The sequence below is a fragment of the Austwickia chelonae genome (assembly GCF_003391095.1).
Lineage (GTDB): Bacteria > Actinomycetota > Actinomycetes > Actinomycetales > Dermatophilaceae > Austwickia > Austwickia chelonae_A.
In genome coordinates this window covers 3,054,210-3,079,342 of record NZ_CP031447.1, presented here as the reverse complement: position 1 = coordinate 3,079,342, position 25,133 = coordinate 3,054,210, and the positions used below count along the sequence as shown (strand labels likewise).

21 protein-coding genes, 2 tRNA genes and 1 pseudogene are annotated in these 25,133 nt (G+C 63.7%); 10 read left to right on the top strand and 14 right to left on the bottom strand.

The genetic code is table 11. The annotated features are described in order from the left end of the window. Positions 1–18: 18 nt before the first annotated feature. Positions 19–231, bottom strand: a complete 213-nt coding sequence (locus DX923_RS13530; protein ID WP_116115649.1) for a hypothetical protein — start codon at positions 229–231, stop codon at positions 19–21. Positions 232–2,027: 1,796 nt separating this feature from the next. Here DX923_RS13530 and DX923_RS13525 point away from each other — a divergent pair. The 3 genes and pseudogenes from DX923_RS13525 to DX923_RS13505 all read left to right on the top strand — a co-directional run bounded on the left by DX923_RS13525 (position 2,028) and on the right by DX923_RS13505 (position 8,016). Next, on the top strand, positions 2,028–2,345 hold the full coding sequence (locus tag DX923_RS13525) for a hypothetical protein (RefSeq protein ID WP_116115648.1): 318 nt from the start codon (positions 2,028–2,030) through the stop codon (positions 2,343–2,345). Next, positions 2,326–6,651 (top strand): RHS repeat domain-containing protein, encoded by a 4,326-nt coding sequence (locus DX923_RS13520; protein WP_116115647.1) that lies wholly within the window; start codon positions 2,326–2,328, stop codon positions 6,649–6,651. The genes DX923_RS13525 and DX923_RS13520 overlap by 20 nt, the downstream gene beginning before the upstream one ends. Positions 6,652–7,179: 528 nt before the next feature. Then, a pseudogene (locus DX923_RS13505) lies at positions 7,180–8,016 on the top strand (IS481 family transposase). Positions 8,017–8,068: 52 nt separating this feature from the next. Here the strand turns inward: DX923_RS13505 and DX923_RS13500 are convergent. From DX923_RS13500 to DX923_RS13485, 5 genes are all read right to left on the bottom strand, one after another. Further along, a complete protein-coding gene (locus tag DX923_RS13500) occupies positions 8,069–8,302 on the bottom strand; it encodes a hypothetical protein (protein ID WP_116115645.1) in 234 nt (77 codons plus the stop codon). Positions 8,303–8,561: 259 nt separating this feature from the next. Further along, positions 8,562–8,750: a hypothetical protein gene (locus DX923_RS13495; RefSeq protein WP_162872656.1), complete on the bottom strand. Its 189-nt coding sequence runs from the start codon at positions 8,748–8,750 to the stop codon at positions 8,562–8,564. Positions 8,751–8,791: 41 nt separating this feature from the next. Continuing rightward, positions 8,792–9,025: a hypothetical protein gene (locus DX923_RS13490; protein ID WP_116115643.1), complete on the bottom strand. Its 234-nt coding sequence runs from the start codon at positions 9,023–9,025 to the stop codon at positions 8,792–8,794. Next, positions 9,022–9,168, bottom strand: a complete 147-nt coding sequence (locus DX923_RS16320) for a hypothetical protein (protein WP_162872994.1) — start codon at positions 9,166–9,168, stop codon at positions 9,022–9,024. Before DX923_RS16320 ends, DX923_RS13490 begins: the two co-directional genes overlap by 4 nt. A gap of 225 nt (positions 9,169–9,393) precedes the next feature. Beyond that, positions 9,394–9,466: transfer RNA gene (locus DX923_RS13485), tRNA-Arg, on the bottom strand. A gap of 336 nt (positions 9,467–9,802) precedes the next feature. Between DX923_RS13485 and DX923_RS13480 the strand changes: the two genes are divergently transcribed. After that, complete coding sequence (locus tag DX923_RS13480) at positions 9,803–10,705, top strand: RDD family protein (protein ID WP_116115642.1); 903 nt, start codon at positions 9,803–9,805, stop codon at positions 10,703–10,705. Between the two features lie 99 nt (positions 10,706–10,804). Here the strand turns inward: DX923_RS13480 and DX923_RS13475 are convergent, their stop codons facing one another. After that, complete coding sequence (locus tag DX923_RS13475) at positions 10,805–12,544, bottom strand: hypothetical protein (RefSeq protein ID WP_116115641.1); 1,740 nt, start codon at positions 12,542–12,544, stop codon at positions 10,805–10,807. A gap of 227 nt (positions 12,545–12,771) precedes the next feature. Between DX923_RS13475 and DX923_RS13470 the strand changes: the two genes are divergently transcribed. Further along, positions 12,772–13,866 (top strand): substrate-binding domain-containing protein, encoded by a 1,095-nt coding sequence (locus DX923_RS13470; RefSeq protein ID WP_162872993.1) that lies wholly within the window; start codon positions 12,772–12,774, stop codon positions 13,864–13,866. On the opposite strand, the gene DX923_RS16315 is transcribed toward DX923_RS13470, so the two are convergent. Then, positions 13,856–14,023 (bottom strand): hypothetical protein, encoded by a 168-nt coding sequence (locus tag DX923_RS16315; protein WP_162872992.1) that lies wholly within the window; start codon positions 14,021–14,023, stop codon positions 13,856–13,858. The two genes, DX923_RS13470 and DX923_RS16315, sit on opposite strands and share 11 nt — an antisense overlap. A gap of 1,463 nt (positions 14,024–15,486) precedes the next feature. Here DX923_RS16315 and DX923_RS13465 point away from each other — a divergent pair. Next, positions 15,487–17,340: a hypothetical protein gene (locus DX923_RS13465; RefSeq protein WP_162872991.1), complete on the top strand. Its 1,854-nt coding sequence runs from the start codon at positions 15,487–15,489 to the stop codon at positions 17,338–17,340. Positions 17,341–18,105: 765 nt separating this feature from the next. Here the strand turns inward: DX923_RS13465 and DX923_RS13460 are convergent. After that, on the bottom strand, positions 18,106–19,638 hold the full coding sequence (locus tag DX923_RS13460) for an amino acid permease (protein WP_116115638.1): 1,533 nt from the start codon (positions 19,636–19,638) through the stop codon (positions 18,106–18,108). A 359-nt stretch (positions 19,639–19,997) separates the two neighbouring features. Next, complete coding sequence (locus DX923_RS13455; protein ID WP_116115637.1) at positions 19,998–20,492, bottom strand: hypothetical protein; 495 nt, start codon at positions 20,490–20,492, stop codon at positions 19,998–20,000. 158 nt (positions 20,493–20,650) lie between these two features. On the opposite strand from DX923_RS13455, the gene DX923_RS13450 reads away from it, so the two are divergent. Further along, the gene (locus tag DX923_RS13450; protein ID WP_240322641.1) at positions 20,651–21,154 is read left to right on the top strand and encodes a VOC family protein; all 504 of its coding nucleotides are present in this window, start codon (positions 20,651–20,653) and stop codon (positions 21,152–21,154) included. 61 nt (positions 21,155–21,215) lie between these two features. Here DX923_RS13450 and DX923_RS13445 read toward each other — a convergent pair whose 3' ends face one another. Together DX923_RS13445 and DX923_RS16310 are read right to left on the bottom strand one after the other, a co-directional pair. Continuing rightward, on the bottom strand, positions 21,216–22,043 hold the full coding sequence (locus DX923_RS13445) for a PH domain-containing protein (RefSeq protein ID WP_116115636.1): 828 nt from the start codon (positions 22,041–22,043) through the stop codon (positions 21,216–21,218). A gap of 41 nt (positions 22,044–22,084) precedes the next feature. After that, on the bottom strand, positions 22,085–22,255 hold the full coding sequence (locus DX923_RS16310; RefSeq protein ID WP_162872990.1) for a hypothetical protein: 171 nt from the start codon (positions 22,253–22,255) through the stop codon (positions 22,085–22,087). Between the two features lie 180 nt (positions 22,256–22,435). Between DX923_RS16310 and DX923_RS13440 the strand changes: the two genes are divergently transcribed. Then, entirely contained in the window at positions 22,436–22,795 is a 360-nt protein-coding gene (locus DX923_RS13440) for a PadR family transcriptional regulator (protein ID WP_116115635.1), read from the top strand. 110 nt (positions 22,796–22,905) lie between these two features. On the opposite strand, the gene upp is transcribed toward DX923_RS13440, so the two are convergent. After that, positions 22,906–23,544: a uracil phosphoribosyltransferase gene (upp, locus tag DX923_RS13435; protein ID WP_116115634.1), complete on the bottom strand. Its 639-nt coding sequence runs from the start codon at positions 23,542–23,544 to the stop codon at positions 22,906–22,908. Positions 23,545–23,635: 91 nt separating this feature from the next. On the opposite strand from upp, the gene DX923_RS13430 reads away from it, so the two are divergent. Both DX923_RS13430 and DX923_RS13425 read left to right on the top strand, forming a co-directional pair. After that, the gene (locus tag DX923_RS13430) at positions 23,636–24,067 is read left to right on the top strand and encodes a nucleoside deaminase (RefSeq protein ID WP_116115633.1); all 432 of its coding nucleotides are present in this window, start codon (positions 23,636–23,638) and stop codon (positions 24,065–24,067) included. A gap of 219 nt (positions 24,068–24,286) precedes the next feature. Then, positions 24,287–24,373, top strand: a tRNA-Ser gene (locus DX923_RS13425). 109 nt (positions 24,374–24,482) lie between these two features. Here DX923_RS13425 and DX923_RS13420 read toward each other — a convergent pair. Next, complete coding sequence (locus DX923_RS13420; RefSeq protein ID WP_162872989.1) at positions 24,483–24,815, bottom strand: hypothetical protein; 333 nt, start codon at positions 24,813–24,815, stop codon at positions 24,483–24,485. Positions 24,816–25,133: the final 318 nt, after the last annotated feature.

The window sequence follows — 25,133 nt, the reverse complement described above, 5'->3', positions numbered from 1 at the left end:
GGGCGTGGTGCGTTGGGATCAGCTGGCGCGGGCTTTGTCCGGTCGGGCGCGTGCGGCGAGCCAGCTGCGGAGGCGTTCTTCGTCGTACAAGGGGGTGTGGGGGTTCGGCCAGGTGTCGCGCGGGCTCTCCAGCTCGATGCCGTCTTTGCGGGCGTAGATCACGAGACCGCGGAAGACTGCCGTCTTCACGCCGGTGAGCTCTGCCGCTTCGGTGGTGGTGAGTGACGCCACGGGGCCTCTTCTGCTCGGAGTGGCCGGGTGCGAGCGGCGCAGGGCTCTGGAAGCTCGACACCCGGTGCTGGGCGTCTGCCTTTGTAGCACGCGTCGAAGTGTCGGAGCTGGGGGTGTCAGGGGTGGCAGCTGAGGTGTTCTACTGAATTTATTTGTGTAGCAAGAGATTTCAGGGATATTGCTGAGGTCTGTGGAGTGGACAGACTGTCCAGGACGGTCGCCCTGGCAGTGAGGTCCAGAGTGATGCGGGTCGGATGATTGGGCATGGGCATGGGCATGGGCATGGGCATGTGGGTCCACGCAACTGCATCCCGCGCGGGGTGACTGCGGTGGGCTTTGGACGACTCCGGTGGGCAGGCACGACTGCGGTGGTGACAGGACGCCACCGCAGTGGCATCGACCCACCGCAGTCACTTCTGCCCACCGCAGTGACGCGTACTTTGCCGGAGGGATCGCGCGCAACGGTCGCATCACGCATTGCAGTGATGCGCATGTCCGAGGCGTGTGCGCGCCGCGGCTGCATCGCACGCCGTAGTTGTCTGCGCACGTCTTTCATATGGCGTGGCTGACGCGTCCGGCTTCCCCTGGTGCTTCACCGGTGGTGGTGATGTCGCGACTCAGGCCGATCAATTCCATCGGTTCCGGCCGATCTACTTCTCTTCAAATTTGCTCACTCATCACTGCATCTCTAGTGGCGCAGGTCACAAATAGAGAGAGACAGTGAAATCCCCAACCCTTCGGAGTGCCTTACTGCTCCGTGAGTAGATGCCAGATCTCGATGTGTATTTCTCGTGGGAGCTGGGGGTCTCGGGCCTCGCCGGTTGTGATCGAGGTCAGTGAGCAATCCGCTAGGCCCGCGCCCGGTTGAGGATGACGTCCATCGAGTGGCGCGGCAACTGGCTACGGGTACAAGCAGCTCTGGCGCTTTAACGTGCTGCAGGTTGGCGCCCTGGCTCCAGGGGGCGGCAGCGTGGCGGGCTCGTTGTCCGGCTTATTTTTCGAGGAGCTTGAAGCCGGAGGAAGTAAGGTGATTCAACGGCCAAAGGAGGAATAGTGTCTCACCTGGAAAGACTTAAGAAGTTCTCGAATTTTGTGGGTCTCACCAGAGAAAAAGGAGTTCCGCTCACCAAAAGCGACTACATTATGATAATCGTTTGTGCGATAGCTGCCAGTGTGATCGGAAGTCTGATATTCAGATGAAGGGCTCGTCGCGCATTGTGAAAATTTTTGACTCCTGGCTGACGGTCATTCTGCCAGGAGGTACCGCAGGATCAGGGGGCATTCTGCCGGGTGAAGGTCGAGTGGGGGTGACGAGTTCGATGCCTGCGAGGGCGGCGGGCGACAGCGTCATTTAGGCAGCGGGGATAGTCCTCACCGGCTGGTGGGCTGTGGCTGCCATGGGTCAGTGCGTGCGTCGTCGATGAGGTGGCGCCGTGTCGGTGGTCGGGGCTGCAGATGGAACGGTCAGTTTTTGTCTATTTTTCCGATTTGCCTTGACGGGAAAGGATTTCGCGGAAAAGTGTGTCAGTGACGGGCCTTGTCCGGTTCGTCGGCGTACTTTGTGACGTCTTCTGGCATGGTGTGGGGGTCTGGTGATGGCTCGGCGCGGCATGGTTTCGGCAGTTGTTTCGGCGGCGATGGTCGTCTCAGGGCTGACTGGGGTGAATTCGGCTGTGTGGGCTGTTCCGGCCGTTGACTCAGGGAACGGAGCTCTGGCTCACGCGCCGGGTCAGGCGCCATTGGTCGACCCGGTGCCGCCGGGAGCGGATGCCAAGTCATGGTCGAGGAATTCGTATGTGTCGACGTCGATGCCCCGACTGAGCCCGGAACAGGCCTCGGTAGCAGCGGCAATGTATGCGGCGCAGCGTGACAATACGCCGGTGCCCATCGCCGCCTACACCTCGGAGACGATTCAGGCGTGGGCACGCCCCGATGGCACGATCCGGGAAGAGACCGCGGCCGCTCCGGTGCGGGCCAAGGTCGGCGGGACGTGGCGAGATGTGGACGCGACCCTGACTCAGGACGGGAATGGCCGCTGGTCGCCGAAGGTGTCCCCGATCGGCATGTCGTTCTCCGGTGGTGGAGCGGGCCCGGATGGCGTCATTGACTCGTGATGGGGTCAGCGTGGCGTACACCTTTCCAGCGGCGTTGCCCAAGCCGAACGCGGATGGTCCTCGACTGACCTATCCGGAGGTTTATCCGGGCGTGGACCTGGTGTTGACGGCAACATCCTCGACCTTCTCTCAGGTGCTGGTGGTGAAGAACCGTCAGGCGGCCAAGGATCCCAGGGTGCGTTCGTGGAAGGTCAAGACCGATGTGAGCGGTGGCTCTCTTGCCGGGAGCAAGGGCGGGTACGTCGTCAAGAACAGCCAGGGCAAGGAGGTGTTGGCTGGTGCTGCGCCGATCGCGTGGGATGCCACGGTCCCGGACCCGGCGCCGGGTCGCTCTGACCGTCCGGGGGCCGGGAACGCGCCGGCTCCGGAGGCGGGTCGCAAGGCGGGGCATCCGGCTCCGGCGATGGGGAACACCCAAAAGCCGATGGGGTTGAAGGTCGAGGGTGGGGCGTTGGCGTTGTCGGCGCCGGTGGAGCTGCTCGATGATGAGTCGACGACGTTCCCGGTGTCATTGGATCCGACGGTGTATCTGGCGAATACATGCTGGTTCATGGTCGATTCGGCCTACCCGAATCAGGAGTACGCCAACTACACCGGCTCTGTTGGTAGCGCGTGGGGCACGCACGAGGCGGCCGGGTTCAACAACTACTCCGGCACGCACGTGAAGAGACTGTTCTTCGAGTTCAGCAACGACCGTCTGGTGGGCAAGAACATCACGTATGCCACGTTCAACGCTTTCCAGGCGTTCGCGGTGACCTGTGACCAGAACGAGGGCAACAACGCCTATGTGTTGAACACCGAGATCTCTCGTCCTCTCACGTGGAACTCCCAGCCGGCGAACATGACCCAGTCGTACGGGACGTTCAAGGGCAAGACGAACCCGACCTATTGCAACAACGGCAAGGTGCAGGGCACCTGGGATATCACGGCAGCGGTGAAGGGTCGCCAGGGCGGTAACGCCGCGACGACCACGGTCGTGTTGAAGGGTTCCAACGGGGGGTCGAACTCGTCCTGGCAGCGGTGGTTGGATCCCACCACAGGGCACTTGAACGCGCCGATCCTGGCCTTCGACTACAACTACGACAACATCCCGGCGTTGGCCGACCTCAACGTCGCCAGCCCTGGTGTGGGGATGCAGTCGTGGTACCCGGTCGAGGAGTTCGCGATCCGGGAGAATCTGTCCCTGGCGGTCAACGTGGCCAATGGCAACGTGATCGTGCGTGATACCGACCTGAAGAGCAATGCGCCCGGAGTCGGGCTGAGGCTGGACCGCTGGTACAACTCCCTGTCCAAGGCCACCGGCACGTTCGGACAGGCCTGGAAGTCCGGGGTGGGCTCGGATGTGCGACTGGTCGAGGATGTCCCGGCCGCGACGGTGTACTTCGTCGGCCCGTCGGGGTTCATCAGCAAGTGGGTCAACGGCAAACCCGATCCGGGGTTGAACGGCACCTTGACCAAGAACAGCGATGGCACCTACCGGGTGAAGGCTCAGAGCAGCCACCTCACGATGGACTTCGGAAAGACCGGGATGCTGGCCAACATCTGGGATGCCAACGGGGTCGGTCAGGCGTTCGGGTACAACGCCGATGGCACCACCAACGTCATCGTGGATGCTGCAGGCCGGAAGGTGCAGTACACCTATGCCGGTGGGCGGGCAGCCAAGATCACCCAGACCGGCACCGATGGGCAGTCCCGCTCGACGGGTTACACCTACGACGGCAACGGCCGCCTGGCTACGAGTACCGACGCCGACGGGAACACCACCCGGTATGCCTATGAGGCCAGTGGCCGGTTGGCCTCGATCACCACCGCCCGCGGGGCGAAACTGAGCATCGGCTATGACTCCTCCGGCCGGGCGATCAGTATCGCCCGCGACCGGGACGGCGGTGGCCAGGACACCTGGCGTTTCACCTACAACTCCCAGACCCAGACCACAGAGGTCGACCCGAACGGCGGCCACTGGTTCCACCCCCTGGACGCCGTCAAGAAGCGCACCAGCGTGCGCGATCCGTACGGCAACACACAGTCCCAGTCCTTCACGGCGAACAACAACATCGCCACGACCACCGACGCGATGGGTGCCGGAGGCGGAGCCGGTGGCAACATCGTGCAATTCTCCTGGGACACCAACAACAACCCCACCCAGGTGAAGATGCCTACCGGGGCAACGTCCACGCTGGCCTACGGCAGCCAGGCCGGATGCGGTTCCGACGGTTCCGGAGCCGGGGACAAGGTCACTTGCGCCACCGATGCCGCCGGGAACAAGACCGGCATGACCTGGGACCCGGCCGGTAACCTGACCTCTTCCACCGCCGGGGCGGGCAAGGCCGGCGCGGCGACCACGACGTACACCTATCAGGGTGTCAAGGGCGCTACCGGTTCGGACACCGCCTGCGGCGGCATGAAGGGCCAGCTGTGCACCGCGACCCAGCCCGTCGTGGCCGGTCAATCCACCGGCTGGAAGGTCACCAATACCTACGACGCCTACGGCAACCTGACCAAGTCAGCCGGCTCGAACGCTGCCCTGTTGGGGAACCGAACTTTCACCTATGACGGGTACGGTCGCGTGAAGTCCGCCACGGACGGCAAGGGCTCCACCCTGACGTACCGCTACGACAACCGGGACCACATCACCTCCGTGACCGGCGCGAAGACGACCGATGACACCTGGGACGCCGACGGCAACCAAACCGGTAACGACGGCGCATCCATCAGCTACGACAAGCAGAACCGGCAGACCTCCCTGAGCGTGGCCGGTAAGTCCACCAGGGCCACCTATGACGCGAAGGGGAACCTGGCGACCTACACCGACGACACCGGCGCGACCACCACCTACCAGTACTTCTGGCACGGGCGGGTCGCTTCGATCGCGCTGAACGGTGCGACCTGCAACTGGGGCCGGGAGAACTCCACCGCTCCCGGAACGGCCTTGACCGACAAAGCCCAGGCCGGCTGCGTGAAGTTCGCCTATGACAACAACGGCCTGGAGACCGGGCGGGTCTACCCCGGCGGGGTCATCCAATCCCGCGCCTATGACGCCTCCAGCCGGGTCGTGGCGATCTCCTCGCAGACGAACAACACCGGTGGCCTGCTCACCTCCCAGGGATACACCTACTCCAAGGCCGGAACCGACCAGACCAATGTGCAGACCTGGTCCACCCGCGCACCTTCCCTGACACCAGGCCCGGCCAATGGCGCCTCTCAAACGTTCACCTACGACAGCCAGAACCGGGTCACCGGTGTGGTCGAGACCGGGGGCAGCCCGGCCAGTTGGGGGTATGCCTACGACCCGATGGGTAACCGCACCTCAGGGACCCGCTCCGGGAACACCGGCGCCACCGGGAACGAGACTGCGACCTACAACCAGGCCTCCCTGCTGGTCAGCAACACCCACGGAGCCTTCAGCTACGACAAGAACGGCAACGAGATCAACGCCCCGGGTGGACCTGCAGGCTCCGCCATCCCCGCACGCACCGGCCAGCAGACCGACGCGGTCGGGAATGTCACGTCCATGACCGTGGCCGGGGCGTCCCTGTCCTACGGGTACAGCGGGACCAACCCGGGCCTGTACAACCAGCTCCTGTCCGGACCCAAGGCCACCTACGCCCGCTCCATCCTCGGCTTGGCCCTGTCCAGCCAGAACGTGGGCGGCAAGACCATCCGTTACATCACCCACCCCTCAGGGGCCAACATCGGGTACGTCGCTCCCGAAGGGCAGGCCTGGTTCCTCACCGACCGCCTCGGCACGATCATCGGCCTGGCCAACGATGGAGGCGCACTCATCGGGTCTTACTCCTACGACCCGTACGGCGTCCCCCGGGCCACCGCCGAAACCGGGACGGTGGCCGGCTACAACATCCACCGTTACGCCGGCGGCCTGTACGACAAAACCACCGGCCTCACCAGATTCGGCGTCCGCTGGTACAACCCCGCCACCGGCCGCTTCGCCACCCCCGACCCCTCCGGCAAAGAAAAGAACAACTACCTCTACGCCGGCGGCAACTGCTGCAACCAGATCGACCCCACCGGAGAGTCTTTCTGGGATGACCTGGGGCATATCACTCTGACGGTTATGGGTGGCGTCGCGGGTGCAGCTATTGGTGCTGGGTACGGCCTTCTGTTTGGTGGTGCTCCAGGGGGCCTAATAGGCGCTGCTATTGGCGCTGGCTGTGTGGGTAATCTCGTTGGTTCAGCGCTCGATGGGAGCGACAGGCCTGGATTCGACTGTGTGAAAGGGGCTGCTGCCGGCGCTATCCCTGGAATGGCTGGAAGGAAGTTTGTAGGACAGCTTGCGAAGACTCTCTGATGGTAGAGATAGTCCGGGCGATTCTGATCCTTGTCGCTTTCGCCTTCGCGGTGGTAGTGTATAGGATAATATGGCCCGATGACTCAATCAGAAATGTCGTGATTCCTGCAGCTATTGGCGCTATTCTTGGTTTTTTGCGATTGTTCAGTGAGATTAGGGCCAGGAAACTAATAGATTCTGAGGAGGGTTCTGAGGAGGATGGGCGAGTCGAGTGATTCTCGGAATTGTTCCGGATTATCTTCTCGGCGAGCAGTCTGATGTCTCAGGAATGGCCTGACAAGGATGGAGAGTGGCGGACACGGAGATGTTCGAAGTTCGTCCGTTGATGGCTTCGGTGGGGTCCATGACCGTGGTCGCGTCGATGCCGGGGTAGGCGTCGAGGCCTTCCGAGGATGAAGGTTTCTACACCGCTCATCCAAGAGAAGACCTCGACGTTGCGTGACGCTAGCTTCACTGACACCGCGCAGCAAGCTCACCAAGGCCGCGCTGACCTGGGCACTCGAATCGCTCGTGGTCGCGCACCTGTCCATGATGCGGATCACAGATGCCCTCGGTGTCGCCTGGTGCACGGCGAACGAGGACCGCAGGCTCTTGACCAGCGACCCGACCCGCGAGGTCGCCGCCCGGTTCCAGGTCGCGTGGCCGACCGTGAAGCGGTGGGCCGAGCGGTACCGCGCCGGTGAACCGATGACCGACCGTCCGAGTCGGCCTCACACGATGCCGGCCAAGACGCCACCGGCGAACCCGTCCGCCGCTACGAACACGCTGCACCAGGTGACCTGCTTCATGTGGACGTCAAGAAGTTCGGGAACATCCCTGATGGCGGCGGGTGGCGGTACGTCGGCCGCCAGCAAGGCGAGAAGAACCGCGTGGCCACGCCCGACAAGCCGCGCAGTATCCACCGCGGTCCGAAGATGGGTCACGCGTTCGTGCACACCGTCATCGACGACCACTCCCGCGTCGCCTACGCCGAGGTCCACGACGACGAGACCGCGCTCACCGCCACCGGGGTGCTGCGCCGCGCGGTCGGCTGGTTCGCCGCCCGCGGCATCACCACGCACCGGGTCCTGTCCGACAACGGCTCGCCGTACGTCTCGTTCCTGTGGCGCGACACCTGCGCCGAGCTCGGCATCACACCCAAGCGGACCCGCCCGTACCGGCCGCAGACCAACGGCAAGATCGAACGGTTCCACCGGACCATGGCCGACGGTTGGGGCTACGCCCGCTGCTACCCCTTCAGAGACCGAACGCCGCGACGCCCTGGCAGGATGGCTCCACGAGTACAACCACCACCGACCCCACACCGCCTGCGGGAACCAGCCCCCAGTCACCCGCTTGACCAACCTCTCGGGTCAGTACATCTAGGCAGACACTCTCGCGTATGTGGGAGGGCGCAGCGTAAAGGAAGGACCCGGTGTCATGCCGGGCCCTTCTGTGTCACTGCTTCTTGTCGCCGTTGCTGGCTTTGGGGCGTCCCCTCGACATCCTGGCGCTTCATGCGGTCGGCCCAGTAGCGCACGGCTACATCGACGGCCGCCAGGAGGACGATCAGGCCCACGGCCCACCAGGGGATGACCTGGGGCGCGGCCGCCTTTGCCGCGAGCATTCCGAGCACGGGGAGGGCGTCCCGGATGATCAAGCGTTTGAGCATCTTTCTCTCTTTTCGTCACGAGGGGATCGGTGAGTAACGTTGAGTGGGTGGCCCCGGGAAACTCCTTTTTTCCCGGGGCCGCTGGGCTACTTGTCTCGGCGATGCCGACCCTCGTAGCCAGTGATCACGGTCCTGATGTCTACTACCGCCCGGCTGCCCAGGTCGATCGCGGTAGCAACTCCGATGATCACTAATATTGCGGTTCGAGAGGCACAGAAAAAGCCCTGATTTCTCAGGGAATCTCACTGTCCGCGTCCGGTCAGTCGACGGTTAGTGCGACCGGTGCAGTGCATTTCTGGCCGGTCTCCAGGGTCATGTAATCGTGGACTTCACGCTCCGCGGCCTTCTGGTCAAGCGTGCGGGACTGAGTGACTCCATATCCGTCGATGTGGAGCTCCCAGCCGCCCTGCCACCGTTTGGCGGTGACGGCCAGAGTTGGAGTGGTCATTTCATCCATCCCTTCGGTAGGTATTCCATACGGCGCTCCGCCTATCGTCCGCCTCGGCGGCTCTCGCCCCTGGTCCAGTTCCCTTGACCGGGGCGGGCGTCCATCCATGCGCGGACGACCGCTTCGTCGTACATCGGTGTGCGCTTGTCGGGCCATTGCTCCTTGGGTGCCTGGAGTTCGACGCCTTGCTGACGTAGGCGGCTGACCAGGCCGCGAAGGCTGGTGGCCTTGACGCCGACCAGCTCCGCGACCTGTGCCGTGGTGAGCAGACTCATCGGGCCTCGACCGCCAGTCGTTCGCTGTGGCGGTGCCATGCATTCACAAAGGTCAGCCCGACACTCACCGCCATCGCCGCACCGAAGATGGCCAGTAGCCAGGTCGGCAGTGGATGGACAACTAGGTGGATCGTGGCGATCACGGCGGTGCCTCCCCTTGTGGCGAGCCTGTCAGCGCCCGTAGCAAGCCTGCTACTGCGGTAACGGCGGTGATCGCCATCGCCGCTGCCCGCGCCCGTGAGTATGTCGGGCGGATAACTGGTCAGATAACTGGTCGAGGAGCGGCCGACGCCGGTGAAAGCGCACAAGCAAAAGGCCCTGTCCAGCGTTTCCGCTGATCAGGGCCTGCTTTCTGTCTCAACACAGAGCGCGCCCGAAGGGATTCGAACCCCTAACCTTCTGATCCGTAGTCAGATGCTCTATCCGTTGAGCTACGGGCGCCTGCTCCTCGGTGAGACCGGGGAACGAGCATTGATGCTACCCGCCGGAAGGCGCCTAAGGCGAATCGGCTGGTCAGAGCCTTCGGGCCGTGTCCTGTGGTGGTGGCCGAGGTGCAATTCAGGTGGGGCGTGGCGGGCTGTGTGTTTCCGGATGCGGGAGCATCGCCAATTTTTGTATGAGAAATATTCCATAGCAAGGGATTAGGTCAAGCTCATCGTCGATTTCGGAGTGCTGGGCCGTGGCAGCAGGGCGAAGGGCCTGATACTGGGAACGCCCGTAGCGCGACTTCGCATTCAGATGCTTCGCGGCTCACCCATCAGTACAGGAAGGACAACGATGACTGGCACGCCGACAGGGCCGCCGCAGCACAATTCCGGGGGGCAGCAGCCGCCGGCGTCTGGGCCGGTGGCTTCGTGGCCGTCGATGCAGGGACAGCAGAACGCTGATTCTCAGGGGAACAACTCTGCGCAGCAGGGTGCCCCGAAGTGGGGCCAGCCGGGATACGGGGGTTCCGAATCCTCGGCGGCTGCCGGCCAGCAGCCGCAGTACGGGCAGGCTCCGGCCGGGCAGCCTCAGTACGGCCAGCCATCGCAGGCACAGCCGCAGTACGGGCAGCAGCCGCAATACGGCCAACCGCAGCAGCCGCAATACGGCCAACCGCAGGGGCAGCCTCAGTACGGCCAGCCGCAGTACGGCCAGTACGCGGCACCTGCTGGTCAAAACCCGCAGCAGGGTGTGTGGGCGCAGCCGAACTACGGGGCGGGCGCCCCGGCCTGGCAGTCACAGTACGGTCAGGCCGGCCCTCAGGTGCAGCCCGCATCGCCGGGGATGCGTGTCCTGGCACTGCTGGTGGATGGCTTCTTCATTTTCGTGGGCTTGTTCGTTCTCGTGTTCGTGCTGGGCATCCTGATTGCGATAGGCGGTGGGGGGAAGAGCGGTTCTTCTTCGGTCGCCGGAGTGTTGGGCTTCCTCATCGGCATACTCCTCCCGTACGCCTATTACGGGTATTTCGATGGAGTCCAAGGCGCCACGTGGGGCAAGAAGATCTGTGGAATACGAGTGGTGCGAGTTGCTGACGGGCAGCAGATCGGGTTCTGGAAAGGCGTGCTGCGTCTTTTCATCCTGTCTGTGACCAACTCCTTCTTCTGCCTGGGGGCCTTCTCGGTTTTCTTCGACTCGACCGGGCGCAACCGGGGCTGGCATGACCAAGCCGCCGAGGCGATCGTGGTGAAACGCTGATCCTGGGGGATCACAGATGCTGGTGGGCCGTCCCGTAGGGGCGGCCCACCAGCATGTCCGGGTCGATGGTGTCGACGTCAGGGGTTCAGCGTGGAGTGTTCAGGGGCGGGGCCAGTCGGGGGCCGGTTTCGCCGTCGGGTTGGGGTTCGCCGAGGTGGGGGCATCGCACCAGATGACGGTGACGTCTTTGTGCATGATCTGTCGGCACCGGTCGGCGCCGAGGCTGTCCATGATGTAACGGCCCTTTTTCTCGTTGTCGCGCAGGTGCAGCCGCATACCGACGACGAGGGTGGGCTTGTCGGTACGCACGATGTTCTTCGGGAAGGGCCCGGGGGAGATGCGCTGCCCGGGCAGCAGGATCTTGTTCATCGAGTTGTCGTCGCGGGGATGGTCGGTGCCGAGGAGCCACCAGCTGTCGACATTGTGTTGGACGAAGCCGTCCGGGTGGGCCTGGCGGAACCGCATGATGTCGTAGACGGCGTCACGGAAACCGGTCTTGTACGGGATGCGTTGCGCAGCGGTTGCGCTGACCATGGAGGCGACCAGGGCGATCGCGGTCGCCGAGGCGAACACCATGCGGAGGGCTCCGCGCGGCGCCAGGAGCACGACGAGCAGGCACACCAGCCAGCTGAGGGCGGGGGCGACGACGATCATGTTGCGGAGCAGCCACAGGTGTTCGATCTGGCTGACTCCGTAGACGGCGACGATGGTGCCGGTGGTGAGGATGCCCAGGGCGATGACGGCGTGGTTCAGGGAATCTTCGGTGGTGGGTTCGGCGTCGGGGACGGCCGGGGCATTGAGCGCGCCTCCGCTGGTGGCGACCATGGCGGCGCGGACCAGCAGGGCCAGGACGAGGATGCCGCCGAAGATGATGATCCCGGTCATGCCGTGGAAGTAGAAACCGTCCTCGACCTGGGTGAGCGGCCCCCACGCGAAGGTGTTGCGGAACAGCTGGAGCACGCTCTCACCATCCGGCGCCGGGGCCCATTTCGCGCCATTGGCGAACTTGGGGGTGATGGCGAGGCCCAATCCGACCCAGCTGATCTGGGGCAGGATGGCGATCCCGGTGGCGATGAGGATCTTCTTCCACGACGGGTGGAACATCAACAGCAGGGTCGCGGCGGCGCCGATGACGAGGATCGCGCCGAACATGTGACCGGCTGAGCCGAGGAGACCCCAGATGATCCAGGGGAGCCACATCTTGCGGTCGGCTTTCGCCTGATCGGTTTTCTCAACGCCACCTTCAGGGGCCTTCTGATCCCCGGTCGCGGCCGGAGCCATCTCAGCGGACGAAGCCGTCGCAGCGGCCGTATCACCGTCGGGTGCAGTGGGCGCGTCGGGCCCGGCGGACGCGGCGAGTTTCGCAGCCGAGAGCTGCTCGACGATCATCAGCGTGGTGGCAGTGGTGCCGACCGCTGCCAACCAGATCAGCGAGTAGGCGCGGGTCTCCTGGGCATAGGCCAGGGAGAAGCCGCTGCACGCGGTGGCGATGACGATCATCGCGCGGGCGACATCGGGCAATGACGACCGACGCAAGGCCAGGTAGGAGACGGCGATACCGCCGATGGAGATCAACGCCGACAGCAGGTGCGTCCACGCGGTGGTGTTGCCGCCGAGGAGCACCCACACATGCAGGAGCAGGGCGTAGGTGGGCGGGTGGACCTCCGTCCGACCGACACGCAACACCTTGAGCAGCGAGCTGTCAGTCTGGCGGACGCTGAAGATCTCGTCGATCCAATAGTTCTGGATGTCGAGTCCGGTGAGCCGGGCGATGGCCCCACCGACGGCGATGAGAGCGACGACACACCAGAGAAGGCGGAGGGATTGGGTCCGGTTCACGGCCGTCAGCCTAGCGAGCCGCCCTCAGTGACTCGTGATCTTCCCCGCTGTGTGAGCGGGCACCGCCGATGCACTGACCGATTCCAGTGTTTTAGTCACGCTTTGTCCGGGTATGCGCGGTTAGGGTGCTCTGTAAGGGGACGGCGTGCTGCGGGGGTGCGGTGTTGACGCCGCAGCAGCCAGGCACCCGATGTCCGTGTTCTTCTCGTCATGGTGGGAGCCGAACTGTGCGTGCTGTGAATACAGGTGGGACAAAACTCTTCACCGTCGCGGTGGCAGCCGCGCTGGTCGCCACGTCCGCGGCCTGCTCGACCCGCGAGAACAAGGGCGGCGAGTCAGCGAGCTCGGCGACCCCGCCGCCCTACGCCCCGATCGCCGCAGGCTCATCCGTCGCCCTGGCCTTGCCACTCGGCAGCCGCGTGGAAGCCTCCGTGAAAGCCGAACTCACGAAAGCCGGCTTCAAGGTCATCTCACGGATGTCGGACCGCCCCGACGACCAGGACCACTTCGTCGGACTCCTCCTGGAGGAAAAACCTCAAGTGCTGGTCGTCGACGCCCTCGACGGCGGACGGATCGCCGAACGGCTCTCCCAGGCCAAGAAAGCCGGCGTCGTCGTCATCGCCACCGGCGCACTACCCCGCAACAGCGAATCGATCGACTACTACGTCGGCTCGAACCCCTCGGCCCGCGGCAAAGCCCAAGGCGAAGCCGTCGCCACCGCCGTCGCCGGACGACGCCCCGGCGAACCCTCCCGGGTCGAGATCTTCGCCGGACGCAAGGACGATGTCACCGCACGACTCCAGTTCGACGCCACCATCGCCGAACTCAAACCGAAACAAGACCAGAAACTCATCGAGTTCCCCAGCGGACGCACCGACTTCGACCGGGCAGCCGTCGAGAGCGGCGAGATCGGCAAAGCCGTCGAACAGCTCTTCCGCGACCGTTACACCGACAGCGCACCGGAGGCACTGGTCGCCCAGCACGACGGGGCGGCGCTCGCGGCGGTGAAGGCGGTGGCCGAGTTGAAGAAGTCGGTGCCGGTGGTGGTGGGTGCCGGGTCGTCCGCTGAGGGTGTGCGGGCGTTGATGGCGGGCCAGTTGGCGGCGACGACGTGGGAGGACCAGGACCGGGTCGGCGCGGAGTTGGCGACTTTCGTGTCGGATCTGACGAAGAAGGACCGCCCGAACTTGGACAAGCAGAGCCTGTCGACGGGGAAGCGTGAGGTCGGGACGCGGCTGATCATGCCGGTGACGAGTGTGACCCGGGCGATGGCGAAGGACGTCTACGCGAAGGACGAGGTGTTGAACAAGCTCACTGGTTGACCGGTGGGTTTTCGTCGGGGGTGCTGCGGGCGTTCAGCGGGGGCAGGACGAGGGTGCTGGTGGTGCCCCATTGGAGGGAGCCGGACAGGGCGAGTGCGTAGTGGAGTTCGTCGCGGGCCAGCGCGTCGGTGATGCGGCTCTCGCGGTGTTCCCACATGGCGTCCCTCTCCGGTGATGCGGGCGGTTGTTCGCCCGGGATGAATGGTCGGTGTTGCGTTGTTCACCGGGCTTATCGGCGGTATATCGGCGTGGTGAAGCCGAAAACCGGGGATGTTATCGCTCAGGTTCCTGGTATTCCGGACGTGGTGTCGGTGCTTGACATGTATGAATTCGTTCACGGGGGCGTGATATTGCTGTGACCGTGAGGGATTCTTATTCACACGTTCGTCATGGACGAATGACCATTTCATGATGCGAGAAATAGCCATGTTTTTTGCTTCTCGACTTCCAAATCTTGGCAAATGTGGCAATAGTTGTTGCCGTCATCCCTGGCCGTCCTGCGCATGACCCTGCGCGGGGCACGTAAGAAAAGAGAGCACCTTGTCTCACACATCTGGCAAGCGCCTTCTCACCGCAACGGCAACCATGGCCCTCGCCTTCGCGGGCATGACGGCCATGCCCCTCGCGGCGCAGGCGGCAGCAGCTGACGTCACCCTCACCAACGTCTGTGGCGGTGCTGGGCTGGACTACATAACTTTCCCCGCAAAGACCGGCACTTACACGATTAAGGGTGGGTCAAACGCTACCGTGAATACGAACGATGCTGTTACAACGACTGCTGTTGCGGCGGGCGCGGTAGTGCTTTCAGCCGACGGTAAGACGGTTCGTTATTACCTTGCTACTGCTGATTATGATGCGACGGTCACCTCCGGAGTTAAAGGGCTGGCCCTGGACCTCGCAATTTATGATCCAGATGGCACAAAAGTTTCTGACAATGTAGTGACTGCTGCTAACATCACGGACGCGACTTGCTCCGTTCAGTCCATTCCTCCGCCTACTGCTACGTTGGCAGCTGCCCCGGCGACAGCTGGAGGAACTATCACGGTTACCAAGGGAACCGGAATTACCTGGACTGTCACTGACAGTGCTGGAACCGGGGCTGCGGCGAACGTGGCAAACACTTCAGGGGCGACAATCGATGGTACGACCCATGGCATCATCTGGCCTGAGAGCGCTGGGCCTGATGCGCAAGCCGTCCTGACTGTGAACAGTGCAGTCGAAGTTAAAGTAACAGCGGCGCCAGCCACTGGATATACGGGAATCACCAAGTCATTCTCGTTCGTGCTCGATAATAAGGCCCAAGTTAATTGGGTCGCTCCAGTGGTAAACGATCGAGACGGGAAGAGTAGCGACACAGTTACGCTTACGAACATCCCTGGCGTGACTTACTTCTACAGCACAAAGGGAGACCTCGTCGACCCAACAGATCTGGTATCGGCGAGAGCGGCCGTTGCGGCGAATACTACTCCTGGAAATCCCGCTACTGGCTTGGTGGAAGTGCCTGCAGGGGCAACATCAATTACGCGCCCTGCTGATTTGGCGGCAAATGTGCCGATGAAAATATTTGGCATCACTGATACCACCCACAAGTTTGATGCAGCAGGTCTTGCGATCAAAACTGTGACTGCAAGCTTCACCGACACCATTAAGATTTCCGCCATTCCTGCGCCCACCTTGGTCGACGGACCTGGTAATGCGGACTACTACGTCCTTCCTAAGGTTGACGGCCTGGGGTGGACCGTTACCAGCACTCGTAAGGATGGGACTCCTGGTCCATCAGTGACTTACTCGTCGACAGATTCACGGCTGGGTACTCAGGTTCCAGTTTTCACCACGCTTCCTCCAGAGACATACACCTTCACCGCTGTTGCTGACACTGCGAACAACTACTCGATCGACACCACGAAGGTCACCAAAACGACGTGGACTCAGGTCTTCGACAACCGCTCGGCGGTAACTCCGGAAGGCCCGAAGTGGATCGACGCCACTGGTCTGGTCAACGACGCAGTCACTTTCCCTGCAATGCAATCAGGACTCAAGGGGTATGAGTTCGCGATCACTTCAGGAACGACTCAGCCTCAGGCAGGAGAATGGCGTTTCGTTGACTTCACCTGGTACGGCAAGACTGTCAGTCTGACTGACCTTCAGAAAGCTATGGGGGCGAATGTCGACCCGGCTAGTTACACCCATGTATGGGTGCGGACATCTGCCAACGACACGACTGCTGTGCTGGCCAACGACGCGCAAGGCAACCCGGTCACCAGCGCCTGGGACTACAACTTCACCAATTCGATGGTGATCACCCCCACAGCCCCGATCCAGACCCCGGTCGCCGGCGGCAGCAGCTACACGCTGACCTTCCCGAACGACCCGACGGTGATCTACTCGGTGACCGACGCCAACGGCGTGACCAAGGACATCGCCGCCACCGACCTCGGCAAGGCACTGCCCTACTCCGGGATCGTCACGGTCAAGGCACGTCCGGCTTCTTCGGTCTACGTCATCGCCCCCAACCCTGACGGCAGCGCACCAGCTCCGTGGACCTTTAAGCCGGGTACCGCCAGCCCCATCACCCCGATGACGCCGACCAACACCACCGACACCTACACCCTGCCTGTGCAGGAAGGCGTTGTCTGGTACGTCGACGGCGTCGCTGCTGACCCGGCCACCCTGGGCAAGCCGCAGTCCAGCGCAGGTAAGACCAGCATCGTCGTCAAGGCGATGCCGGCCAGCGGGTTCACCTTCGCCGACGGTGCCCCGACAACCTGGACCCTCGACTTCAAGAACCCGACCGGTTCCGTCGTCACCGTGACCAACCAGATCGTCGCCGGGGCCCAGTTCCCCACCACGATGTTCACCTGGTCGGCCCCGAACGCCGTCAGCTACACCACCAGCTACCAGAAGATCAACGCCGACGGCACCATGGGCCCGGAGATCGCCTGGCTGAAGGACACCACAGCCACATCCTCGCCGTTCATCGCGATGCCCGGTGACCACTACCGCATCTACGTCACCGCCAAGGACTCCAACAGCGTGGTCTCCACCAAGGCGCAGAGCGATGTCACCTTCCCCGGCCCCGTCGGGGAAGACACCACCGGCTGGATCGATCTCAACAGCTCCACCGCGACCTTCGTCGGATCGTGGACGGACATGCGTAACCTCAACCTGCCGTACTTCAACAACTCGGCGATGATCGGATACAACGGGGTCGCCACACTGACCCTGCCCGCGGGGACGAAGCACTTCGACCTCTACGGCACCGTCTTCGCCAACGGCGGATCAGGCACCCTCAAGGTGAACGGCACCAACTGGGCCGACTTCAGCTCCAAGGGCACCCTCGACCAGCCGTACAAGCAGCTGCTGCGCCGCCTGGCACTGCCCGACACCGGAGCGCCCATCACGATCTCCATCGTGCCGCGCAATGGCACCGGACAGTACCTGGCCCTGGACGCCTACAAGGCCATGAAGCTCTGACACTTCTAGGCCCAGCGAAAGGTCGCAGGAAGTGACACAGGAGCGGCCCGCCACAAGCCATTCGTCAAACAGAACGGACTTGCGGCGGGCCGCCACTGCGTAAGCCTGCACCTAAGACGAGGACGGTGCCGCCGATCCTCGCGACGCCGGGAGTGGCGGCAGCCTGGTCTTTGTGAGGTCCCAGGGAGCCTCAGGTGCGGCAGATCCCCCATTCGTCCACTCGAATGGGGGATTTGCCATGCCCCGACGTCCCCCCGCCGGAAACACGAAGAACGGCCCGCCGCCGGCCAGGGAGTAAGACCAGCGACGAGCCGCCGCCCATGCCTGCCATCACACCGCCAAGGTGAGGACGGTGCCGCCGATCCACGCGACGCCGGGATCCGACGGCCTAGGGCTGGAGGTCCCAGGGAGCCTCAGATACGACCCGAACGAGACGGGCTCGCCGTGCCATACCCCTGACAGTCATACGACAAACACGAACGGATAACACTCTGCCATTCCTCGCCCATGGGTACAGTCGCAGACAACAGCGAATTTTGGTGAAGAAACCGACGAGCACCCGATAAAGCTCCAGAATCATCGGAGCCCCCACTTCAGAAGAAGTGGGGGCTCCGACGGTCATCCCTGGCGCGTCACCGCCAAGATTGTCGCCCCTGGCGAAGGCGACACCTCCAGATTAGCGGACGTTCGACCCATGTGGGTGAGAAATGACAAAGACGATGACGCACATCCGCATGTCCGTATTGCGAAAATCGTTGGAGCGGATCAGAAGTCGCCACCCACGGCGGGGTTGCCGCCATGGTGCTCATGCCGAGCTGCGTCCTGGGCCTCCGCCGTCGGCGCATTCTTCTCCAGACGAGAATTCCGGTACCCGTAAGCGAAATAGATCGCCAGGCCCAAAGCCATCCACGCCACGAAACGAATCCACGTCTCCACCGACAGATTCAAGGTCAACCAGAAACACGCCACCGCCGACAACACCGGCAACACCGGACTACCCGGCACTTTGAAAGAACGCTTCAGATCAGGGCGCTTACGACGCAATGCAGGCACCGCCAAAGACACCAGGATGAAAGCGGTCAACGTACCGATGTTGACCATCTCCTCCAAGGTGCCGATCGGCGTGAAACCCGCCACCAAGGCCACGAACAAGCCGATCGCCAAGGTCAGGCGCACCGGAGTGCCCGTCCGTGAACTCGTCACACCCCACGACGCCGGCAGCAGCCAGTCACGGGACATCGCGAAAGTCACCCGCGTCGCGCCGATCATCAACGTCATCACCACAGTGCACAGACCCGCCACCGCACCAGCCGCGATCAACGTCGCATAAGCAGGCCTGCCCACCGACTCGAACGCCGTCGCCAACGCCGCCTTCGGGTTGATCTGCTCATAAGGAACCATGCCGGTGATCACCAAAGACACCGCGATGTACAACACCGTGCAGATCACCAGCGACGCGATGATGCCGATCGGCAGATCACGCTGCGGATTCTTCGCCTCCTCGGCCGTCGTCGCCACCACGTCGAAACCGATGTAGGCGAAGAAGACGATCGACGCGCCCGCGAAGATACCGCCCCACCCGAAGGTCGTCGGCGTGAAACCGAAGAGCGTCTGCACCAGCGGAGCCGTCAGCCACGAACCGCCGACCTCGGCGGACGCCTTCGCCTCCGGGATGAACGGGGAGTAGTTCGAGGCGTTGACGTAGAACAGGCCCGCCACGATCACGAAGAGCACGATGAACAACTTCAACGCCACCAGGATCAAATTGACCCGCATCGACTCCTTGATGCCATAGGCGATCAACGCAGTCAGCACGACGACCAAGAGGAAAGCCGGCAGATCGAACCACGAGCCCGGCGCCAAAGACGCAGGCCAGGTGATCCCCACCCTGGACAGCAGCACCACGAAGTACTGCGACCACCCCTGCGCCACGACGCTCGCGCCGAGCATCATCTCCAGGAGGAGGTCCCATCCGATGATCCACGCGACCAGCTCGCCGAGAGTCGCATACGAGAAGGTATAAGCGGAGCCCGAAACCGGGACGGTAGAAGCGAATTCGGCATAACAGAGGGCTGCCAGGCCGCAGGCGAAAGCGGCCACCGCGAAGCTGATGACGATGGACGGGCCCGCATACAGGTGAGCGGCCCGGCCGGTGAGGGTGAAGATGCCGGCACCGATGATGACGCCGATACCGAAAACGGTGAGATCAACCGCGGTGAGCTGCTTCCTGAGCTGGAACTCCGGTTCATCCGTCTCTGCGATCGACTGCTCGATCGACTTCGTCCGCATGACGCGCATGTCGGGACTCCTTGGCTGGGTGGACATGAAACATGACGGCCGCCGGTAGGCGTTCGCCATGGGTGGTTCTGCGACATGAAGGTGTCGCATCCCGTCCCGTCGATGGCGTCGCGCGGCAACGATGTCGTTCAGGTCGGTTGAGGCGGGAGGCTACCGGAGCCCATTGGCCACCAGGTGTGCGATATGTCGGATTAGGGGTCATGGGTGGGGTGAGCGGTCGAGATGTGCGCCCAATGGCGGTCGAATAGGGCCATTCGTCCAGCAGAAGAACTCTTTTTCATCCATCTGTCCGATGGATATGGTTCAAACAAACTGAGCGTCCAACAAGGACGAGGCATCCGTCCGTCGACACGCCGAGCTCACGCAGCCGAACCCCGCCCCGACGCCCGCTGCGACAACACCTGAACCACCTGCGCCGACTCGTCATTCGGCACCGGAGCGTCAAAAGCCCGATCCGCCGTCCGCAAGACCTCCGCCAAGACAGCCATCTGTCGGCGCGCCACCGCCACATGACGCACCAGGCCCCACCGCAAAGACCATCCCGACAACCAGATGTGCACCTCACTGCCACCCCGCAAGCCCGGCACCGCCGCCACCGACACCGCCGGATGCTCCGGGCGCACATGCTGACGGTTCACCTCGCCATCACCGGCCACCGGCACCCACTCCGACACCGCGAACTGCGCCGCCGACACATCCAGCGCCCACGCCGGAGGCATCGACAGGTCCACCCGAAGCCCCGTCGCCGCCGCCATCGTCCGCCGAGCCGCCCCCGAATACACCGCGAAAGCCAGCGCCGCCGCCACCATCGCCACCGCCACCGCCACCGTCGACACCAGCCCCCACACAGTCATTTCGCTCCCCGATCGGTGGTCGTGCGACATACCGGCCACCGGACGGTGACACAGCGCATGACACTCCATTCGGTGCACAACGAACCGACTTGAGGCACAGCCCCCATCGCATGCCGACGATCCCGGACTGCGGACCCCCAGTGACCTACTCTGGACATATGGATGACGTCCGAGGCCTGACAATCGCCCTCAACGCGGGCGAATTCAACGAAGTCCTCGACTTCTACACCCACGTCTTCGGGCACGGGCCCGACACGGCGCCGCTCGACGACTTCCTCGAATGGCAGATCGCACCCGGAGCCTGGCTCCAGATCTCCACCGGACACGACCGGCCCGGTGCCAACAATGCCCGGGTACGCCTCGAAGTGGCCGACATCGACATCGCCGTCAAACGGCTCACCGACGTCGACGTCCCCGTCGGGGAAACGGTCATCATCCAGGACGTCGTCGGCTTCGCGAACTTCTCCGACAACTGGGGCAACGCCCTCGGCTTCTACCAGCTGCTCAGCCCACGAGAGATTCTCAACCCCGCCGAACGCGCCCGCCGTGACGCCGCCCGCGCCGAAGAGATCGCCCGGAAGAATGCCACCGAAGAAGCCCTCAACCCCGGCGACAACCCCAACCTGCCGCCGACCGGAGCCGGAGTGCCCGGCCAATCCTGACCTGGGGCTGGGGGGGTGCACGGCCGCCGAAGCCGACGCCGAAGTCGACATGCCGCCGATATCACCGCTCGTGCGGTGGGCCCCCACGGCGATCGACCCTCGACGAATCCCGCGACGACATCCGCTGCATCGGCTCGCCCGGCGACTCCAGCCCCAGCCACGAAGCGACCCGGTGCTTGCGCCGTGACACCCGCGCCCGGAATCCCCTCGGCGGATACGTCTGCACGACCTGCATGTCCTGCCATCGGCTCGTCGACGACGACATCGCCAACCGGCTCGTCGGATCGTCCTCCACCTCGACCCACCGGCCATCGGCGTCCTCCACCATGTGAACCCCGTCCCGCTCCCGGTCGTCGACGTAGCCGCCGTCCTCACCGTCCCGGTGGAAGATCTCGTCGACGATCGCCCGATACGTCGGATCAGGGCGCGGAACGAACCGGATCCGATGCAGCGCTTGGTCCTGCCCGGCACTCTCCAAGATGAAATCGCCGAAACCCATCAGCCAACCCAGCGGCGTGCGGTGATAACTCATGTCAGTGACCTTCGCCAAGGGCATCATCGCCACCCGTCGAATCACCAACCCGTAGATCAACAACAACCGGCGATCAGTCGCCACGAACCAGGTGCGTTGCCGATCCCAGGTGAGCCACAGGGCCCGACCCACCACGGCGAACCACACCCACCACAGCAGATCCACCAGGCGACCCGGACGTGGATCGACCACCTCGAAAGCCAACCAGGCCACCAGGAGGAAAGAGGCCAGAGCACTCAACCAGGGCTCCACCAAGACCACCCAGTGCCGTCTGGTCGCCACCACGCACCGTTCGTCGTCGACGAGATAACGCGCCACCGTGCGGGGCGTGCCGTCGACCCCGCCGAACAGTGGCATGTCTGCTCACCGCCTTCGTCGCCCCAGCCTCAGCTGCCCATTCACCGGTTCAAGATGCGGTCGAAGAATACCCCCATGTTGTGGAAGGCGTTCGTGATGATGGCCGCTGTCGACCGCATGATGTCAGCCGCTCTGTCCGGGGAGGTGACGATCGCATAGATGACGAATGCCCAGAAGGCCCATATCAAGAACCGCTTGACCTGCGAAGGCATGCGTGATCTCCCAAGAACGACACGTGTGGACTCCACGGGCAGCCTAAGGGCTGATATCGGTCCTTTCCGGGCGCGACACCAGCCGTGCGCCGGTCCGCCGCCCCGACGGGACCTGCGTGAGGAGAACCGCCCAGCCTCCTCACGTTGACCACTATGTAGGTACGAACAAGACTTAAGGGCATGAAGGACGCCGACGACCGCACGGCCTACCCCCTGACCTGGGTACGCGCCAGCCTCGAAATCATCATCCTCGGACTGGTCGCCGACAGGCCCCTCCACGGCTACGCCATCGCCACCCGACTCGACGAAGCAGGCTTCGGCGCCCTACGCGGCGGATCCATCTACCCCGTCCTCGCCCGCCTCGAAGACGCCGGACAGGTCACCGCGAACTGGGTCGAACCCCGATCCGGCCCCGGCCGCAAGGACTACACCCTCACCGACCTCGGACGTGCCCGCCTCACCCGCGACACCGACACCTGGCGACGCTTCGCCGCCGACGTCCTGCACATCACCGAACAGCATCGAACCGGCACAGCCTGACGACCCGGCCTGACGGCCAGGCCGACCGAGCCATCACCGGACCGACCTCGGAAATGACGATGCCGCCCGGGAACCCCGGACGGCATCCACTGAAAGAACCAGGACAGGAATCAGACCACGCCGTACAACCGGTCACCGGCATCACCCAGACCCGGAACGATGTACCCCTGCTCGTTGAGGCCGTCATCGACCCCGCCGACCACCAGATTCACCGACAACGGCCGACCGTCGAAGATCGAACGGACGTGCTCGATGCCCTCCGGCGCAGCCAACAGGCACACCGCCGTGATGTCCTCAGCACCCAACTGCACCAAGTACTCGATCGCCATCGCCAACGAATGCCCCGTCGCCAACATCGGATCGACCACATAACACTGACGGCCCGTCAACGACTTCGGCAACCGGTTCGCATACGTGCTGACCTCCAAGGTCTCCTCGTCACGCACCATGCCGAGGAAACCCACCTCCGCACTCGGCAGCAGGCGCACCATGCCCTCGAGCATCCCCAACCCCGCCCGCAGGATCGGAATGATCACCGGCTTCGGATTCGCCAACTTGATCCCCGTCGCCGAACACAGCGGGGTCTCGATGGGCTTCGGTTCGACCCGCACATCACGCGTCGCCTCATAGGCCAGCAGGGTCACCAGCTCCTCCGCCAACCGGCGGAAAGTCGGCGAATCCGTCTGCTTGTCACGCAGATAGGTCAGCTTGTGATTGATCAAAGGGTGGTCGGCCACATGCACGCGCATACAGCAAACTTAACGTGTGACCTCAGTAGATCCGTCCCCGTCCGAGCGGACAGCGCATGCAACCGGTTACGACCGCCGCTACGACGACTGGATGCAGGCCGCCCTCGACCTCGCCGAAGCAGCAGGTCAAGCGGGAGATGTGCCCATCGGAGCCGTCGTCGTCGACCCGGCTGGACAGATCATCGGAACCGGCGCCAACACCAGGGAGATCGACCACGATCCCACCGGGCACGCCGAGATCGTCGCCCTCCGCGAAGCCGCCAGGCGTCGTCAGAACTGGCGACTCGACGGCTGCACCCTCGTCGTCACCCTCGAACCCTGCCCCATGTGCGCCGGGGCGACCTCCCTGGCCCGGATCGACACCGTCGTCCTCGGCACCTGGGACCCCAAAGCCGGGGCCTGTGGCTCCCTGTGGGATCTCGTCCGCGACCGCCACACCCTGCACCGCGTCCAGGTCGTCGGCGGAGTCCGTGCCGAGGAATGCGGACAGCTGCTGCTCGACTTCTTCGACGAACGCCGGTGACAGCTCGGCGAGCAGCGATGGGCCGGCTCGGTGAGCAGTGAGGGACGGGTGCGGTGAGCAGCGGTGGACGGCCCGGTGAGCAGCGGTGGACAGCAGATGGCCCACGGCCGTGGGAGAGCTGCAGCAACCGGCAGCCGACCACGGGCGACACAGAAGGAACGCTTGGAAAAAGACGACCCGGATTTCCTGACGCGTTCCAGCTCTAGTAGTCTGGTCGACGGTGGCGTGTCCGAGCGGCCAAAGGAGCACGCCTCGAAAGCGTGTGTGGGGGCAACTCCACCGTGGGTTCAAATCCCACCGCCACCGCCCTGAATGTCCACGGACATCGCCGAGAGGCCCGACCCCCTTCCAAAGGTCGGGCCTCTCGGCGTATCAGGGTGAGAAGAGGCAGCCGTGCCGCAGCAGAGCCGAAGCCTCAGGAGTAGATCTGCAGGACCCCCATGGCGAAGACGATCGGGATCGCGCCCCAGACGCACGCCTGAGCAGCTGTACCCCACAGCTGCACCGCCTGGTCCGCCGCCGGGCCGGGCGCACCGATCAGCCGATGTACCACCACGTGGTACTTACGAAAAGCGATCGCCACGACAGCCAGGACAGCCGTCGACGCAGGCCATGCCGGGTTCTGGCACAGCAAGGACACCACCGTGACCAGGCCCAACGCGAAAGCCAACGCCAAATACCGTTCGTAACGGCGGTACTCGTCATAGACCGCAGTGAGCACAATCGGGCTCTGCGAGTTGACATCCATGGAAAAGTCCTTGTCGTCGCCCGGCCAGACACACGTCTCCCGAGAAAAGGCTGAGGAAGGATCGACGAGGAATTCACCCGTCGTGCTGCACACCCGAATCGGCAGCAACTGTTCAGATCTGAACACCGAAGTGGTCCAAATGGAACACATAAGTTCGCTGATCGATCTGGCTGACCTGGACTTTCTGGTGCGCTGGAGTGGTCCAAACGGAACACCTCGCAGAGCCTGCTCGACAAGGTCACCCCAGAGGGACTTTCAGTGGGCTTCCTTGAATGTCAGTCGTACTCATTCAGACGGCCGCTCGCCGCCATCGGTCGG

Coding starts and splice junctions, on each gene's coding strand:
- DX923_RS13480 (WP_116115642.1), top strand. CDS start 9,803: ATGACTGGCACGCCGACAGGGCCGCCGCAGCACAATTCCGGGGGGCAG.
- DX923_RS13490 (WP_116115643.1), bottom strand. CDS start 9,025: ATGAGTCTGCTCACCACGGCACAGGTCGCGGAGCTGGTCGGCGTCAAG.
- DX923_RS13455 (WP_116115637.1), bottom strand. CDS start 20,492: ATGACTGTGTGGGGGCTGGTGTCGACGGTGGCGGTGGCGGTGGCGATG.
- DX923_RS13445 (WP_116115636.1), bottom strand. CDS start 22,043: ATGCCACTGTTCGGCGGGGTCGACGGCACGCCCCGCACGGTGGCGCGT.
- upp (WP_116115634.1), bottom strand. CDS start 23,544: ATGCGCGTGCATGTGGCCGACCACCCTTTGATCAATCACAAGCTGACC.
- DX923_RS13450 (WP_240322641.1), top strand. CDS start 20,651: ATGGATGACGTCCGAGGCCTGACAATCGCCCTCAACGCGGGCGAATTC.
- DX923_RS13495 (WP_162872656.1), bottom strand. CDS start 8,750: ATGACCACTCCAACTCTGGCCGTCACCGCCAAACGGTGGCAGGGCGGC.
- DX923_RS13420 (WP_162872989.1), bottom strand. CDS start 24,815: ATGGATGTCAACTCGCAGAGCCCGATTGTGCTCACTGCGGTCTATGAC.
- DX923_RS13430 (WP_116115633.1), top strand. CDS start 23,636: ATGCAGGCCGCCCTCGACCTCGCCGAAGCAGCAGGTCAAGCGGGAGAT.
- DX923_RS16310 (WP_162872990.1), bottom strand. CDS start 22,255: ATGCCTTCGCAGGTCAAGCGGTTCTTGATATGGGCCTTCTGGGCATTC.
- DX923_RS13460 (WP_116115638.1), bottom strand. CDS start 19,638: ATGCGCGTCATGCGGACGAAGTCGATCGAGCAGTCGATCGCAGAGACG.
- DX923_RS13520 (WP_116115647.1), top strand. CDS start 2,326: ATGGCGTCATTGACTCGTGATGGGGTCAGCGTGGCGTACACCTTTCCA.
- DX923_RS13440 (WP_116115635.1), top strand. CDS start 22,436: ATGAAGGACGCCGACGACCGCACGGCCTACCCCCTGACCTGGGTACGC.
- DX923_RS13500 (WP_116115645.1), bottom strand. CDS start 8,302: ATGCTCAAACGCTTGATCATCCGGGACGCCCTCCCCGTGCTCGGAATG.
- DX923_RS16315 (WP_162872992.1), bottom strand. CDS start 14,023: ATGTGGGAACACCGCGAGAGCCGCATCACCGACGCGCTGGCCCGCGAC.